Annotated in this window: 16 protein-coding genes; 14 read left to right on the top strand and 2 right to left on the bottom strand. The window is 69.2% G+C overall.

The window, feature by feature from the left end; translation table 11 throughout:
• Window positions 1-10 precede the first annotated feature (10 nt).
• On the top strand, window positions 11-463 hold the full coding sequence (locus OG205_RS25135) for a MarR family winged helix-turn-helix transcriptional regulator (protein ID WP_330270536.1): 453 nt from the start codon (window positions 11-13) through the stop codon (window positions 461-463).
• On the opposite strand, the gene OG205_RS25130 is transcribed toward OG205_RS25135, so the two are convergent.
• Window positions 453-1,280 carry a DUF4082 domain-containing protein gene (locus tag OG205_RS25130; RefSeq protein ID WP_330270535.1) on the bottom strand — a complete coding sequence of 276 codons (828 nt, stop codon included), beginning with the start codon at window positions 1,278-1,280 and terminating at the stop codon, window positions 453-455. The two genes, OG205_RS25135 and OG205_RS25130, sit on opposite strands and share 11 nt — an antisense overlap.
• Before the next feature lie 110 nt (window positions 1,281-1,390).
• Here OG205_RS25130 and OG205_RS25125 point away from each other — a divergent pair, with 110 nt between their 5' ends.
• Genes OG205_RS25125 through OG205_RS25095 form a run of 7 tightly spaced genes read left to right on the top strand, consistent with a single transcriptional unit; the run spans window position 1,391 to window position 8,135 of the window.
• Window positions 1,391-3,604 (top strand): xanthine dehydrogenase family protein molybdopterin-binding subunit, encoded by a 2,214-nt coding sequence (locus tag OG205_RS25125; protein ID WP_330270534.1) that lies wholly within the window; start codon window positions 1,391-1,393, stop codon window positions 3,602-3,604.
• Between the two features lie 13 nt (window positions 3,605-3,617).
• On the top strand, window positions 3,618-4,076 hold the full coding sequence (locus tag OG205_RS25120; protein WP_319978166.1) for a (2Fe-2S)-binding protein: 459 nt from the start codon (window positions 3,618-3,620) through the stop codon (window positions 4,074-4,076).
• A gap of 30 nt (window positions 4,077-4,106) precedes the next feature.
• A complete protein-coding gene (locus OG205_RS25115; RefSeq protein ID WP_330270533.1) occupies window positions 4,107-5,348 on the top strand; it encodes an SLC13 family permease in 1,242 nt (413 codons plus the stop codon).
• 2 nt (window positions 5,349-5,350) lie between these two features.
• The gene (locus OG205_RS25110) at window positions 5,351-5,785 is read left to right on the top strand and encodes a universal stress protein (protein ID WP_330270532.1); all 435 of its coding nucleotides are present in this window, start codon (window positions 5,351-5,353) and stop codon (window positions 5,783-5,785) included.
• A 53-nt stretch (window positions 5,786-5,838) separates the two neighbouring features.
• The gene (locus OG205_RS25105; protein ID WP_330270531.1) at window positions 5,839-6,834 is read left to right on the top strand and encodes a hypothetical protein; all 996 of its coding nucleotides are present in this window, start codon (window positions 5,839-5,841) and stop codon (window positions 6,832-6,834) included.
• Window positions 6,835-6,877: 43 nt separating this feature from the next.
• Complete coding sequence (locus tag OG205_RS25100) at window positions 6,878-7,666, top strand: TIGR02452 family protein (protein WP_330270530.1); 789 nt, start codon at window positions 6,878-6,880, stop codon at window positions 7,664-7,666.
• A gap of 10 nt (window positions 7,667-7,676) precedes the next feature.
• The gene (locus OG205_RS25095) at window positions 7,677-8,135 is read left to right on the top strand and encodes a MarR family winged helix-turn-helix transcriptional regulator (RefSeq protein WP_330270529.1); all 459 of its coding nucleotides are present in this window, start codon (window positions 7,677-7,679) and stop codon (window positions 8,133-8,135) included.
• Here OG205_RS25095 and OG205_RS25090 read toward each other — a convergent pair.
• Window positions 8,132-8,725, bottom strand: coding sequence for an FMN-dependent NADH-azoreductase (locus OG205_RS25090; protein WP_330270528.1), 594 nt, complete (start codon window positions 8,723-8,725; stop codon window positions 8,132-8,134). The two genes, OG205_RS25095 and OG205_RS25090, sit on opposite strands and share 4 nt — an antisense overlap.
• A gap of 92 nt (window positions 8,726-8,817) precedes the next feature.
• Between OG205_RS25090 and OG205_RS25085 the strand changes: the two genes are divergently transcribed.
• The 6 genes from OG205_RS25085 (at window position 8,818) to OG205_RS25060 (ending at window position 13,938) form a co-directional block, all read left to right on the top strand.
• The gene (locus OG205_RS25085) at window positions 8,818-9,498 is read left to right on the top strand and encodes a nitroreductase (protein ID WP_330270527.1); all 681 of its coding nucleotides are present in this window, start codon (window positions 8,818-8,820) and stop codon (window positions 9,496-9,498) included.
• 67 nt (window positions 9,499-9,565) lie between these two features.
• Complete coding sequence (locus OG205_RS25080) at window positions 9,566-10,090, top strand: ribbon-helix-helix protein, CopG family (RefSeq protein ID WP_330270526.1); 525 nt, start codon at window positions 9,566-9,568, stop codon at window positions 10,088-10,090.
• A 68-nt stretch (window positions 10,091-10,158) separates the two neighbouring features.
• Window positions 10,159-11,001, top strand: a complete 843-nt coding sequence (locus OG205_RS25075) for a DUF4097 family beta strand repeat-containing protein (protein ID WP_330270525.1) — start codon at window positions 10,159-10,161, stop codon at window positions 10,999-11,001.
• Between the two features lie 10 nt (window positions 11,002-11,011).
• Window positions 11,012-11,944 (top strand): ATP-binding cassette domain-containing protein, encoded by a 933-nt coding sequence (locus OG205_RS25070; protein WP_330270524.1) that lies wholly within the window; start codon window positions 11,012-11,014, stop codon window positions 11,942-11,944.
• A complete protein-coding gene (locus OG205_RS25065; RefSeq protein WP_330270523.1) occupies window positions 11,944-12,726 on the top strand; it encodes an ABC transporter permease in 783 nt (260 codons plus the stop codon). Before OG205_RS25070 ends, OG205_RS25065 begins: the two co-directional genes overlap by 1 nt.
• 15 nt (window positions 12,727-12,741) lie before the next feature.
• Window positions 12,742-13,938 carry a cytochrome P450 gene (locus OG205_RS25060; protein ID WP_330270522.1) on the top strand — a complete coding sequence of 399 codons (1,197 nt, stop codon included), beginning with the start codon at window positions 12,742-12,744 and terminating at the stop codon, window positions 13,936-13,938.
• Window positions 13,939-13,941 lie beyond the last annotated feature (3 nt).

Raw genomic sequence — 13,941 nt, 5'->3', positions numbered from 1 at the left:
CAATGTCACCATGTCCGGTGTGGACCTGATGGACATCGACCTCGCGACCCTCGCCTACCTGGCGGGCAGTTCCGCGAACGACGCGATTCTCAAGCGGCTGCACGAGATCGGGCACGAGGGCGTCCGGGTGTCGCACGGCTACGTGATCCAGCACCTGATCGAAGGCGCGCCGACGGTGTCCGAACTGGGTGAGCTGCTCGGCGTCACCCAGCAGGCCGCCTCGAAGCAACTGCTGGAGCTGGAACGCCTCGGCTACGTCACGCGTGTGCCGGACCGCACCGACAGCCGAATCAAGCGCGCGGGGCTCACTGGCCGAGGCCGGCGGCTGGTCGAGGACAGCCGCCGGCTCCGCAGTGAGCTGGACGTGCACGGCGGTGACGCGGTGAAACGAGCGTTGATCAGGTTGCTCGACGCGACCGGCGGCACCGAGACCGTGCTGAAGCGCCGGGTGGCTACGGCCTGAAGACCGGCTCGATCCCGTAGTTGCTGGCGTACCAGCTGTCCGTCGGGAATCCGCCGTCGTAGCTGTACACACCGGCGTTCACCGGGATCTTGAACGGCGTCTGGACGAGGTTGCCGACGAAGTAGTTCTCCGTCGCCTTGTAACCACCTGACGGCGTGACGTACGAGACGACGTACTCGGTGCCCGCCACCACGGGAACCGGTGTGCTGAAGGTGATCCGCTGGCCGTAGGCGGCGCCGGGGGCCTCCTGTTCGGCCAGCAGCGTGCCGTCGGACCAGATCCGCGCGGTCACCGGGCCGGTGTAGTCGCCGCGCTTGATGATCACGGCCGTGATCGAGCCCGGACGGTCGACCTGGGTGCGCAGGCCGAGTTCGACGGCCTGTTCGTCGGGATCGTTGACCGCCGGGTTGTGCGTGTCGTGCAGGATCAGCGAGGTCTCGTGGGGGAGCGCGGGGACCGTCGTGCCGCCGACGTGAATGGTGCGCGACACGGTGACCGGGCCGGTCGTCGACGCGGTGTGGGCGCGGGCCAGGATCGTCACCGGGCCGGGAACGGACGGGAAGAGCAGGACCGACCACCGCTCGCCGTGCGCGTCGACGGGAGTCCAGTTGGTGCCGTTGTCGGTGGAGAAGTCGACCTCGGTGATGCCGCCCGCCTCGCCGTTGACGGCGCCGCCGATCACGAGAAGTGGCTCGTTCAGCGGGACGGAGGCCCCCTCGGTGGGCGAGAAGATCATCGCCATCGGGCTGTCCGCCGCGAGGGCCGGAGTGGGAGAGACCAGGACAAGTGCCAGCAGCAGTACTGCTAATCGTCTCATGTACGGCAGATCGTCCCCGGTGAAGACGCAGTTACGGTAATCCTCCGGCCAGCCCCCACACGTTCGGCTGACAGGCGTACCCCGGTCCGGCAGACGTCGTTGACGAGTACATGACCTGTGACAACGAAGTCCCGGTCCCCGAAGCCCGGGTCCCCGTGCGCCGGCGGCAGTTCCTCACGTTCCTGGTCGCGGCGCCGGTGCTCACCGTCGCCGTTCCCGGCACGGCCGAGGCCGTCATCCCGACGCTGCCGCAACCGGCCGAGATCCTGGATCTCGGCGACGTTCTGATTCTGGCCGGTACTCCGACCGCGGGCGCGCTCGCCGTGCTCAGCGTCGGCGAGGACGGCGTCGTCACACTCGAACTGCCCCGCGCCGAGGTCGGCCAGGGCATCACCACGGCGTGCGCGATGCTCGTCGCGGAGGAACTCGATCTGCCGCTGGCCCAGGTCCGCGTCACGCTCGCCGACGCGCGGCCCGAGCTGCTGATGAACCAGCTCACCGGCGGCTCGAACACGATGCGGTCGGTGTACGGCCCGGTCCGTCAGGCGGCGGCCGCCGCGCGGGCCAGGCTGCTCGCGGCGGCGTCGAAGCAGCACGGTGTCGCGGTCGACCGACTGTCCACAAAAGATGGTGCGGTGATCCTTCCGGACGGGCACCCCATCGTCTACGGGCTGCTGACCTCGGCCGCGGCGCAGTTGACCGGAGTCTTTGCTGCACAACCGAAACCGGCCTCAGAGCACCGGATCATCGGCACGCCGCAGTCGCGCATCGACGCCCGCGCGATGGTCACCGGGCAGTTCAGGTACACGCTCGACCAGGACGTGCCGGGCGCCATGCCGACGGTCGTGCGCAGGCCGCCGACGATCAACGGCTCGGTGAAGTCGGTCGACTCCACGGTGGCCAAGGCGATGCCCGGTGTGCTCGCGATCGGGGTCGTGCCGACGGGGGTCGCGGTGGTCGCCGAGACGTTCGGCCAGGCGATGGCCGCCCGGGACGCGCTGAAGGTCACCTGGAACGCCGGCACGATCGACGCGTTGTCGGACAAGGAGATCCGGGCGAAGCTGCAGGCGGCCGCGCTGCCGTTCATCGTGCCACCGCTGCTGACCCAGCACGTCGACATGGAGTTCGACTTCGCGTTCGTCAGCCACGCGCCGATGGAGACGAACTCGGCGATCGCGGACGTTCGTGACGACCGTGCGGAGATCTGGGCGGGGCTGAAGTCGCCGATCGTGGCGCGCCAGACCATCGCGGCGGCCATCGGGCTGCCCGAGTCCGCGGTCACCGTCCACGTGATGCAGGGCGGCGGCTCGTTCGGGCGCAGGCTGTTCTTCGACGCCGCGATGGAGGCCGCGCAGATCTCGAAGGCGTTGCGGCGTCCGGTGAAGCTCATGTGGGACCGCAAGGACGACATGCGGCACGGCCGCGCTCGTGCCGCCAGCCACCACAAGCTGCGGGCGACGTTCGCGCTGGGCAACGTGCTGACGTTCGAGCACCGCGTCGCCTCGGTGGAGACCGACTTCCGGCACGGCCTCGGCGAGATCCTCACCGCCACCGCCGCGTCGCTGCCGGTCGCGGGCAACCTGTCGTTCGCGCAGACGGTGTTCCTCACGACCTGCAAGGTGCCGTACAACTTCGGCGTGGTGACCTCGCTGCTCAACGAGGTGCCGCTGCGCATGCACACCGGCTCGTGGCGGTCGGTCTACTCCGCGAACACCCGTGGCGCGGAAGAGATCCTGGTCGACCAGCTCGCGAAGAAGATGGGCAAGGACCCCGTCGCGTTCCGCCGCGAGTACCTCAAGACCGCGCGCCAGCGTGCCGTGCTCGACAAGGTCGTCGCGGAAGGCGACTGGGGCCGCGCGATGCCGAAGGGTTTCGCGCAGGGCGTCGGTTTCCACGACGAGTACAAGTCCTGCACCGCGTGCCTGGTCGAGATCGACGCCCGCGATCCGCAGAACCCGCGCGTGGTCAAGGCGGTGATCGCGGTCGACGTCGGCCGCCCGATCAACCCGCGCGGCCTGGAGGCGCAGATCCTCGGCGGCCTGACCGACGCCATCTCCACCACGTTGCGCGCCGGTCTGCACATCGACAAGGGCCTGCCGCTGGAGGGTTCGTACTCGCAGTTCCACTACGCACGGCAGAAGGACGCCCCGAAGGACGTGCGGATCTTCGTGATGCCGGCGACCGGGGAACCGGGCGGCGCGGGCGAACTGGGCGTGCCGGCCGCGGTCGGCGCGATCGCCAACGCCTACGCGCGGGCGACCGGCGTGGTGCCGCGCAGCTTCCCGATCATCTTCCCGGTCGACTTCGAGCCGTTCCCGCGCTGAAGGAGCGTCCCCTGTGCCTACTTACACCATGATCGTCAACGGGAAGCCGGTCACCGTCGACGCTCCCGCCGACATGGCTCTGCTCTGGGTGCTGCGCGACAAGCTCGGCGTGCGCGGCCCGAAGTTCGGCTGTGGCATCGGCGTCTGCCGCGCCTGCACGTCCCACCTCAACGGCGCGGAGATCCAGCCGTGCGTGACGCCGGTGGCCGAGTGCGCAGGGCAGTCGGTGACCACGATCGAGGGACTGGCCTCCGGTGACGACCTGCACCCGGTCCAGGAGGCGTGGCTGGAGCAGGACGTCGCGCAGTGCGGCTACTGCCAGCCCGGCCAGATCATGGCCGCGGCGGCGTTGCTCCGGACGAAGAAGGAGATTTCGGACGAGGACATCGACCGGATCGCGAACGTCTGCCGGTGTGGCACCTACTTCCGCATCCGGCAGGCCATAAAGTCGGCGGCGGCCAAGATGAGGTAGAGCCGGGGCCCGCCGGCGCAGGAGGATCCCGTGCTGGCGCTGTCGGTGTTGCTGCTGGTCGCTGTGCTCGTGTGCGCGGTCGTCCGACCGTGGGGCTGGCCGGAGGCGGCCGTGGCGGTGCCCGCGGCGGTGCTCGTCGTGCTCGCCGGGGCGTTGCCGTTCGACCACGTGGTGGACGAGGCGGAGCGGCTGGGGCCCGTGATCGGGTTCCTGGCCGCGATCCTCGTGCTCGCGCAGCTCTGCGACGACGAGGGACTGTTCCAGGCGTGCGGCACCTGGATGGCGCGGGCGTCCGGCGGCAAGCCGAAGACGTTGCTGGGCGGTGTGTTCGTCACGGCATCGGTGACGACGGCGGTGCTGAGTCTGGATGCGACAGTCGTGCTTCTCACGCCGGTCGTGTTCGCGACGGCCGCACAGCTGGGTGTTCGGCCGAAGCCGCACGTCTACGCGTGCACGCACCTGTCCAACAGCGCCTCGCTGCTGCTGCCGGTGTCGAACCTGACGAACCTGCTGGCGTTCGCGTCGAGCGGGCTGAGCTTCACGCGGTTCGCGGCACTGATGGCGTTGCCGTGGATCGTGGCGATCATTGCCGAGTACGTGGTGTTCCGGCGGTTCTTCCGCACCGATCTCGACGCGCCCGCGCACGCGCCGGTGGTGCAGGACCCGCAGGAGTTGCCGGTGTTCGCGCTGGCCACCGTCGGGTGCACGCTGGTCGGGTTCGTCGTCGCGTCGGCCACCGGGATCGACCCGGCGTGGGCGGCCTGCGCGGGCGCGCTCGTCATGGCGGTGCGGGCGCTCGCGAAGAGGCGCACGACCGTGGTCAAGGTGGTGCGGGCGGTGTCGCTGGCGTTCCTGGCGTTCGTGCTCGGCCTGGGCATCGTGGTGCGAGCGGTGGTCGACAACGGGCTGGACGACGTCCTGCGGCTCGCGATCCCCGGCGGCACCAGCCTGTGGGCGTTGCTCGGGGTGGCCGCGGTCGCCGCCGTGCTCGCCAACGTGATCAACAACCTGCCGGCGGTGCTCGTGCTGTTGCCGCTGGTGGCGCCGATGGGGCCGGGAGTGGTGCTGGCGGTGCTGCTGGGTGTGAACCTCGGCCCGAACCTCACCTACGCCGGGTCGCTGGCCACGTTGCTGTGGCGGCGGATCGTGCACGACCACGACACCGAGGTGAACCTGCCGGAGTTCACGAAGCTCGGCCTGCTCGCCGTGCCTGCCACCCTGATCGGCGCCGTCGTGGCACTGTGGGCGTCCCTGCACGTGATCGGAGGATGACCATGACGGTGGTCGTGTGGATCGCCGGCGACACCTGGCAGGACTGCGTCGACGCGGCTCGCGCGTACTCGGGCGACTTCCTGTTGCTGCACGTCAGCGATCACGACGTGCCCGGCGCGGCCCATGGTGCGTTCGCGGGGTTGTTCGGCCGGGGTCAGCCCGCCCGCGATCCCGGCAGCCGCCTGGACGACCTCGCCGCCGGCCATGCCGCGCAGATCCTCGACGCGGCCGCGGAACGCCTGGGGCAGCCGTGCGTCAAGGAAGCGCGCGTCGGCCGGGTCGAGCACGAAGTCGTTGCGGCTGCTCGGGAAGCGTCGCTGCTGATCCTCTGCCGCGACGGCGACGTGAGCCATGTCGGCCCGCGCAGCCTCGGCCCGGCGACCCGGTTCGTCGTCGACCACGCGCCCTGTCCGGTGCTCCTCGTCTGGCCGTCATAACTGCGATTGCGCAAACTTGCGTACACGCACTTTTGTCTTCTAGTCTCGGTGGCATGCGCGCCAAAGGCATCGCGTACGACACCGGTTTCGTGCGCCACGGAGAGATCTCGCTGGAGAAGTTCGACCTGGACGCGGTCAGGCGGGACCTGACCGTCATCAGGGACGACCTGCACTGCAACGCCGTCCACCTGGTCGGAGGTGATCCGGAACGGCTCGAGCGGGCCGCGGAGATCGCCGCCGAGCTGGGGCTGGAGATCTGGTTCTCGCCCTACCCGCTGGAACTGACGCCCGCCGAGATCCTGGACCTGTTCACCGACTGCGCGCGACGGGCCGAGCGGATCCGGGCCGGCGCCGAGGTGGTGTTCGTGACGGGCGTCGAGCTCAGCATCATGAACGCCGGCTTCCTCCCCGGCGACGACCTCGTGCACCGTCTGACCCGGCTGCTGGGCGAGGCCGACGGCCGCGCGGAGCGGATGCGGGAGGCGGGGGCGAGGCTCAACGAGTTCCTCGCCCAGGCCGTCGCGGTGGTGCGAGAACACTTCCAGGGCAAGGTCACCTACGCCTGCATCCCGTTCGAGAACCCCGACTGGGACCTGTTCGACATCAAGTCGTTCGAGCTGATCCGCTCCGCCGAGGTCGCCGACGTGTACGCCGAGAGCATCAGGAACGTGGTGGCGCAAGGGAAGCCCGTCGCCATCACGGGTTTCGGCACGGCGGCCTGGCACGGTTCGGGGGCCGTGGCGCCGCGCAGCATGGAGATCATCGAGCACGACGAGGCCGGGCTGCCGGTGCGGGTGAAGGACGGCTACGTCCGCGACGAGGCCGAGCAGGCCACGTACCTGCGCGAGGTGCTGGAGACCTTCGAGGCCGAGGGGGTCGACGGCGCGTTCGTCTACATGTTCGCGCTCAACAACTACGTGCACCGGCCGGACGACCCGAGTCGCGACCTGGACATGGCCGGTCCCGGCATCGTGAAGGTCTACGAGGACGGCACCTGGGAGCCCAAGGCCGCGTTCGGCGCGGTGGCCGAGGTCTACGCCCGGACATAACCGCTTGGCGTGTCAGGTGAAGGCGGTCAGACTCGTGGGCATCATGAGCAGCAGGTTGCGAGCGATCGCCCACGACACCGTCGCCATCTCGGAGCGCGGCTCCTACTCCGCCGGCGAGGGCGAGGTCTCCGTCTCCGTCGCTCCCGCCGTCGCGGGAACCCGGCTCCACCTGCCCGACGAGGTGCTGCCGCTGCCCTCGGAGACATCTGGCGTGCGGATCGACGTCACCAACGAGTCCACTTTGGACGCTGCGCGCCGGCTCGGCGGTGACGTCGCCGGTCTCGTCTTCGCCTCGGCCCGCAAGCCCGGCGGAGGTTTCCTGAACGGCCGGGAGGCGCAGGAGGAGAGCATCGCCCGTGCGTCGGCGCTCTACCCGTGCCTGCGCGCCGCCGGTGACTTCTACGACCACCACCGCGCGCACGACGACCTCACCTACAGCGACCGCGTGATCTACTCGCCGCGCGTGCCGGTGTTCCGCGACGACGACGGAAACCTGCTGCCGGAGCCGTACGAGGTCTCGTTCCTCACCGCCGCGGCACCCAACCTCACGGCGATCCTGCGGAACCAGCCCGACCGGGTCGACGGCGTCCCGCTCGCGTTGCTGCGCCGCACCATCCGCGTGCTGCACGTTGCCGCGTCGCACGGGCACCGCCGGCTTGTGCTGGGCGCCTGGGGTTGCGGTGTCTTCGGCAACGACCCCGCGACCGTCGCCCGGATCTTCGCACTCGCGTTGCGGGACAACCGCTTCTTCGACCACGTCGTCTTCGCGGTGCTGGACCGGCAGAAGGGCACGCCGACGCTGACGGCGTTCGCCGACGTTCTGCATGGGTAGCATGCCGGGCATGACCACCGAGCCCGTGCGCGCGACCGACCGTCCAGGAGACGCGTCGCCGTTCGCGCTGGGGCTGTTGCTGCGCCGGGCGCACTGGCGGGCGGCGGCGGTCATGGGGGAGTCGTTGCGGCCCCTCGGCATCGAGCTTCGGCACTTCGCCGTGTTGGTGGAACTGGTCAACAACGGTCCCGTGATGCAGCGCGATCTGGCGCCGGCCACGGGCACCGACAAGGCCGGGATCATGCGCGTCGTGGACGACCTGGAGCGCAAGGGACTGGCCGTGCGCAAGGCCGTGCCGGGCGATCGGCGGGCGCGCGCGGTGGAGATCACCCCGGCCGGGCTCGCGCTCTTCGACGAGATCCACGTGGCCGCGCGACCGTTGTCCGACCGGCTGGGGTCCGTGCTCGAACCCGGCGAGCGTGATCAGCTGGAAGCGCTGCTGACCAAGCTCGCCCACTCCGACGCCTAGAGCCTCTTCGCCAGTACGACCGCCTCCTCCAACGCGCGTTCGCGGGACGCCTCGTACTGCGGGACCAGCGCGGACATGGCGGGGTTGCGGGGTGCCATCGTCAGTTCCGGGACGATGAAACCGACGTCCAGCCCGAGGCTGCCGGCGAGCACGGCCCGCAGGTAGTTCCGCACGAACTCGAACCCCTCGCGTGGCGTGCCCGGCTCGTAGGAACCACCCCGGCTGGCGACGACCGTGACCGGCTTGCCCTGGCACGACGGACTCTCGCCGGACGTGCGGCCGGGCAGGATCACGTTGTCCAGCCACGCTTTCAGCGTCGACGGGATGCCGTAGTTGTACATCGGGGCGCCGATCAGCACGGCGTCCGCGCGCTCCAGTTCCTCGATCAGCACGAGCCTGCCGGTGGCCCCGGGGTCCCGGTGGCCCTCGGCGGTGATGTGCGGGACGGGTTCGGCGGCGACGTCCCGGTAGATCACCTCGCCGTCCGGGTGCTGTTCCTCCCAGGTCCGGCGGAAGACCGCCGCGACGGAACGCGAGTGGGACGCGTCGCTGGGGAACACGGACGAGTCGATGTGCAGCAGCGTGGCCATGTGTCCTCTCCTACTTCGTATCGCTCAATATCGTATCGAACGATACTATTTCAGGTGTAACCACACGACCACGTCAAGTGAGGGGACCTGTGATGGATGTCTACGAAGCCGTCACGAGCAGGAGGGCAGTGCGCGCGTTCGCCGACCAGCCGGTGTCGCGAGAGGTGCTGGAACGGGTGTTGGAGGCGGCGGCCTGGGCGCCGTCGGCGTCGAACATCCAGCCGTGGCACGTCTACGTCGTGACCGGGCAACCGTTGGCGGAGCTCAAGAAGCGTGCTGGGGAACGCCTCGCCATCGGCGATCCGTGGGACGAGCCGGAGTACCAGCAGTACCCGCCCTCGCTGAAGTCGCCGTACTGCGAACGCCGTGCGGCCTTCGGGGCGCAGCGTTACGGCGCGCTCGGCATCGCCCGTGGAGACCTGGAGGCACGGCAGCGTGCGGCCTCGGCGAACTGGGACTGCTTCGGCGCTCCCGCCGCCCTGTTCTGCTACATCGACGGGGACATGGGCTCGCCGCAGTGGTCCGACGTCGGTATGTACCTGCAGACCGTGATGCTGCTGCTCCGCGCGGAAGGACTGCACAGCTGTCCGCAGATGGCGTGGGCGAAGTTCACCGCGTCGGTTGCCGAGGTCGTGGCTCCGCCGGAGGGGCTCGTGCTCTTCTGCGGCATGTCGATCGGGTACGCGGACACCGCCGTGGTGGAGCCACGGACGGGCCGGGCGCCGCTCGCGGAGACTGTGACCTACCTCGATCAGGCCTCTGACCTGCGCTGAGCCACGATGATGCCAAACTGAGCCAGAATTGCTTGCTGGTGGCACCACCGTGTGCCATAGTGATGCCATGGATCTGACCCCCTATGTGGCTTCCCTCGGCCGCGAGCTGCTGACCGCCGTCGAAACCGGCGGCGACGAAGCGAGCGCGCTGGTCGAGCGGTTGACCGTGACGATGGAGTCGGCGATCCGGCTGGCGCTGCTGGAGGCGCTGTCCGCTGCCGCCGACGAGATCACCGCGGACCTGGCACCGGACTCGGTGCAGGTGCTGCTGCGGGGCCGTGACCCGAAGTTCGTCGTGACACGCCGGACGCCGGAACAGCCCGCCGCCGTCGCGCAGGAGCCCGTCGCCGCGGCGCCCGCCGAGGACGTGGCGGCCGGCTTCGACGACGGCACCACCGTGCGCATCAACGTCCGGCTGCCCGAACCGCTCAAGGCCGCGATCGACGAGGCCGCGGCCAAGGAGGGCCGCTCGGCCAACGCCTGGCTCGTGCGCGCCGCGTCCGCGCAGCTGAACCCGAAGCGCGACACCGTCGCCGAAGCGATCGAGAACAGCATCACCGGCTCGCAGCGTTTCGTCGGCTGGGTCCGCTAGCACCAGCCCGGCACCACATCGCCCCGACCTGCGGGGATGTTCCACCGACACCTTCTGAGGGGACAGCCATGCCTTCTTACGACACGCCGGAACCGATTTCCGTACTGCTCGACATCTACGCGGGCCACGTCCAGATCGTCGCGACCGACCGCACGACCACCGCGGTCGACGTGCGGCCCTCCGACTCACGCGACTCGTCGGACATCGAGGCCGCGCAGAAGACCAGGGTCGACTTCGCCGACGGCACGCTGATGGTGCGCGGGCCGAAGCGGACGTTCGACTTCTCCAAGAAGACCCGGTCGGTCGACATCGTGCTCGAGCTGCCGGCCGGGTCCAAAGCGGACCTCGACGTGACGGCGGGCAGCGTCCGCACCTCCGGGGTGCTCGGCGCGACCGAGGTCGACATGTCCGCGGGCAACATCCACCTCGACCGCACCGGCCCGCTGAGGGCCGACACCGGTGCCGGCCAGGTCAAGATCGGTGCCGTCACCGGCAACGCCGAGGTCAAGACCGGTAGCGGCCACATCCGCGTGGGCAAGGTCCACGGCGCGCTGGTCGTCAAGAACTCCAACGGCCACATCGACGTCGGCACGGTCGAGGGCGAGCTGAGGGCCCGTTCGGCCAACGGCGACATCAACGTCGAACGCGCGTCGGCCCTGGTGGAGGCCCGGACCGCGATGGGGTCCATCGAGGTCGCCGAGGTCGTCAGCGACACCGTCACGCTGAACACCGCGATGGGCGGAATCGAGATCGGGATCGCCCAGGGCACGGCCGCGTGGATCGACGCCAAGACCTCGTTCGGCCGCGTCACCAACACGCTCGACGGGAGCGACGGCCCCGGCAACTCCTCGCAGACCGTCAAGGTCACCGCCCACACGTCCTTCGGCGACATCGCCGTCCGCCGCAGCTGAGGTGAACTCCATGAACGCGATCACGGCGACCGGCCTGCGCCGGTCCTACGGTGACAACGAAGTGCTGAAGGGCGTCGACCTGAACGTCCAGCGCGGCACCGTCTTCTCGTTGCTCGGCGCGAACGGCGCCGGCAAGACCACCACTGTCAAGATCCTCTCCACGTTGATCGGCGCCCACGGCGGCAGCGCGTCCGTCGCCGGTCACGACGTGGCGAGCGACCCGGACGCCGTCCGCGGCGCGATCGGTGTCACCGGCCAGTTCTCCGCCGTCGACAACCTGATGACCGGCCGCGAGAACCTGAAGCTCATGGCCGACCTGCACCACCTCGGCAAGGCCGACGGCAAGCGCAGGGCCGAGGAGTTGCTGGAGCAGTTCGACCTGGTGGACGCGGCCGACAAGTCCGCGGCCACCTACTCCGGCGGCATGCGGCGCCGGCTCGACCTCGCGATGACGCTGGTCGGGTCGCCGCAGGTGATCTTCCTGGACGAGCCGACCACGGGCCTCGACCCGCGCAGCCGCCGCACGATGTGGCAGATCGTGCGGGAACTGGTGGCGAGCGGCGTCACGATCTTCCTGACGACCCAGTACCTGGAGGAGGCCGACGAGCTCGCCGACCGGATCGCGGTGCTGGACCACGGGAAGATCGTCGCCGAGGGCACCGCGGACGAGCTCAAGCGCCGCATCCCCGGTGGCCACGTCCTGTTGCAGTTCACCGATCTCCGGCACCTCGAGGCCGCGACGCGGATCGTGCGCGACGCCTCCCGTGACGGTGAGTCGCTCGCCCTGCGCGTGCCCAGCGACGGCAGCGTCCGCTCGCTCAAGGCGTTGCTGGACCGCCTGGACGAGAACTCGGTGCTGGTCGACTCGCTCAGCACTCACACGCCCGACCTCGACGACGTCTTCCTCGCCCTCACAGGCAAGCCCGAAACGGTGGCCCAGTAATGAGTTACGTCCTGGCCGACTCGGCGACGATGGTGCGCCGCAACCTCACGCGGATGATCCGCTACCCGTCGCTGACCTTCCAGCTCCTGATCATGCCGGTCGTGTTCCTGCTGCTGTTCGTCTACGTCTTCGGTGGCACGCTGGGCGCCGGGCTCGGCGGACCGGGCGGCGGGCGGGGCGAGTACCTCAACTACGTCACGCCGACGATCATCCTGATGTCGATCACCGCCGCGGTGCAGGGCACGAGCATCTCGATCGCGATGGACATGACCGAGGGCATCGTGGACCGCTTCCGCACGATGAAGATCGCCAGGGTGTCCGTGCTGACGGGACACGTGGTCGGCAGCCTCGTGCAGACGGTTCTGGCCATGACGTTCGTCTTCGGCGTCGCGGTCGCGATCGGGTTCCGTCCGCAGGCGAGCGCTCTCGGCTGGCTCGCGCTGGCCGGCCTGCTGATCGCCATGTCGTTCGCGATGATCTGGCTGTCCGCCGCGCTGGGCCTCGCCAGCAAGTCCGTCGAGTCGTCGAGCAACGTCGGCCTGCCGCTGATCCTGCTTCCGTTCTTCGGCAACGGTTTCGTGCCCACCGACTCGATGCCGACCGTGCTGCGCTGGTTCGCCGAGTACCAGCCGTTCACCCCGTTCATCGACGCCCTGCGTGGTTTGCTGATGGGCACACCGATCGGCAACAGCGGCTACATCGCCTTCACCTGGTGCGCTGTCATCGGGTTCGGCGGCTACCTCTGGTCCAAGAAGCTCTTCAACCGCGAATCCACCCGCTGAAGGAGATCACCGATCATGTTGCAAGGCCTTCCCATGGAACGCGACGTCACGCCGTTCGTCCCGCCCGGCAAGATCTCCCTGGTACGCGAGACCCGCCCGGTCAGCCCGATGCTCTTCCCCGACGGTCACGAGGGCTGGCTCATCACCGGCTACGAGGCCGTCCGGCAGGCGCTGGCGGACACCAGGTTCAGCAACCGGCAGGACCTCGGCATCATCCACGTGCCGTTCCCGACGCCGGGCATGCCCGAGCAGACCGAGCCGTCCCCGCAGACGCCGGGACTGTTCATCAGCATGGACCCGCCGGACCACACCCGGTTGCGCCGCAAGCTCACCGGAGCGTTCACGGTCAAGCGGATGAAGGCCCTGGAAGAGGGCATCATCGAGATCACCGAACGGCAGCTGGACGAGCTGGCGAAGCTCACCCCGCCGGTCGACCTCGTCAAGGAGTTCGCACTTCCGGTGCCGTCACTGGTGATCTGCGAGATCCTCGGCGTTCCCTACGCGGACCGCGACACGTTCCAGACGAACTCGTCGAAGTTCATGGAACGGGAGGTGAACCTCGAAGACAAGATGGCCGCCTACATGGCGATGAACACGTACCTGGCCGAACTGGTCATCAGCAAGCGCGCGGAACCGGGTGACGACCTGCTGTCCGATCTGGCCCGCGACGAGGACCTCAGCATCGAGGAACTCTGCGGAATGGCGTTCCTGCTGCTGCTCGCGGGTCACGAGACGACCGCGAACATGTTGTCTCTGGGCACTTTCGCGCTGCTGGAGCACCCGGAGCAGCTGGAAGCGCTGCGGTCGGACCCGGCGCTGATCCCCGACGCCGTCGAGGAACTGCTGCGTTACCTCGCGGTCGCCGACATCTTCTTCCGGTACGCCGCCGAGGACATCGAGTTCTTCGGGGAGACGATCCCCAAGGGCTCGTCGGTCATCCTGTCCCTGCTGGCGGGAAACCACGACCCGGAGCGCTACGAGCACGCCGGCACGCTCGACGTGCACCGCAACGCCCGTGGTCACCTCTCGTTCGGGCACGGCGTCCACCAGTGCCTCGGTCAGCAGCTCGCCCGGATCGAGATGCGGGCCGGGTTCGAGGGACTGCTGCGCCGCTTCCCGTCGCTGGAACTCGCTGTTCCGGCTGGGGAAGTGAAGCTCAGGACCGACATGAACATCTACGGCGTGCACGCCCTGCCGGTCACCTGGGCGTAGTAC

The organism is Lentzea sp. NBC_00516 (assembly GCF_036346835.1).
GTDB lineage: Bacteria > Actinomycetota > Actinomycetes > Mycobacteriales > Pseudonocardiaceae > Lentzea > Lentzea sokolovensis.
This window is presented reverse-complemented; position numbering and strand designations above follow the sequence as displayed.

Excerpts from the sequence above, each read along its gene's own strand:
- OG205_RS25080 (WP_330270526.1), top strand. The coding sequence starts at position 9,566 with ATGGATCTGACCCCCTATGTGGCTTCCCTCGGCCGCGAGCTGCTGACC.
- OG205_RS25075 (WP_330270525.1), top strand. The coding sequence starts at position 10,159 with ATGCCTTCTTACGACACGCCGGAACCGATTTCCGTACTGCTCGACATC.
- OG205_RS25100 (WP_330270530.1), top strand. The coding sequence starts at position 6,878 with ATGAGCAGCAGGTTGCGAGCGATCGCCCACGACACCGTCGCCATCTCG.
- OG205_RS25135 (WP_330270536.1), top strand. The coding sequence starts at position 11 with ATGTCCGGTGTGGACCTGATGGACATCGACCTCGCGACCCTCGCCTAC.
- OG205_RS25130 (WP_330270535.1), bottom strand. The coding sequence starts at position 1,280 with ATGAGACGATTAGCAGTACTGCTGCTGGCACTTGTCCTGGTCTCTCCC.
- OG205_RS25065 (WP_330270523.1), top strand. The coding sequence starts at position 11,944 with ATGAGTTACGTCCTGGCCGACTCGGCGACGATGGTGCGCCGCAACCTC.
- OG205_RS25105 (WP_330270531.1), top strand. The coding sequence starts at position 5,839 with ATGCGCGCCAAAGGCATCGCGTACGACACCGGTTTCGTGCGCCACGGA.
- OG205_RS25085 (WP_330270527.1), top strand. The coding sequence starts at position 8,818 with ATGGATGTCTACGAAGCCGTCACGAGCAGGAGGGCAGTGCGCGCGTTC.
- OG205_RS25070 (WP_330270524.1), top strand. The coding sequence starts at position 11,012 with ATGAACGCGATCACGGCGACCGGCCTGCGCCGGTCCTACGGTGACAAC.
- OG205_RS25060 (WP_330270522.1), top strand. The coding sequence starts at position 12,742 with ATGTTGCAAGGCCTTCCCATGGAACGCGACGTCACGCCGTTCGTCCCG.
- OG205_RS25090 (WP_330270528.1), bottom strand. The coding sequence starts at position 8,725 with ATGGCCACGCTGCTGCACATCGACTCGTCCGTGTTCCCCAGCGACGCG.
- OG205_RS25095 (WP_330270529.1), top strand. The coding sequence starts at position 7,677 with ATGACCACCGAGCCCGTGCGCGCGACCGACCGTCCAGGAGACGCGTCG.
- OG205_RS25125 (WP_330270534.1), top strand. The coding sequence starts at position 1,391 with ATGACCTGTGACAACGAAGTCCCGGTCCCCGAAGCCCGGGTCCCCGTG.
- OG205_RS25110 (WP_330270532.1), top strand. The coding sequence starts at position 5,351 with ATGACGGTGGTCGTGTGGATCGCCGGCGACACCTGGCAGGACTGCGTC.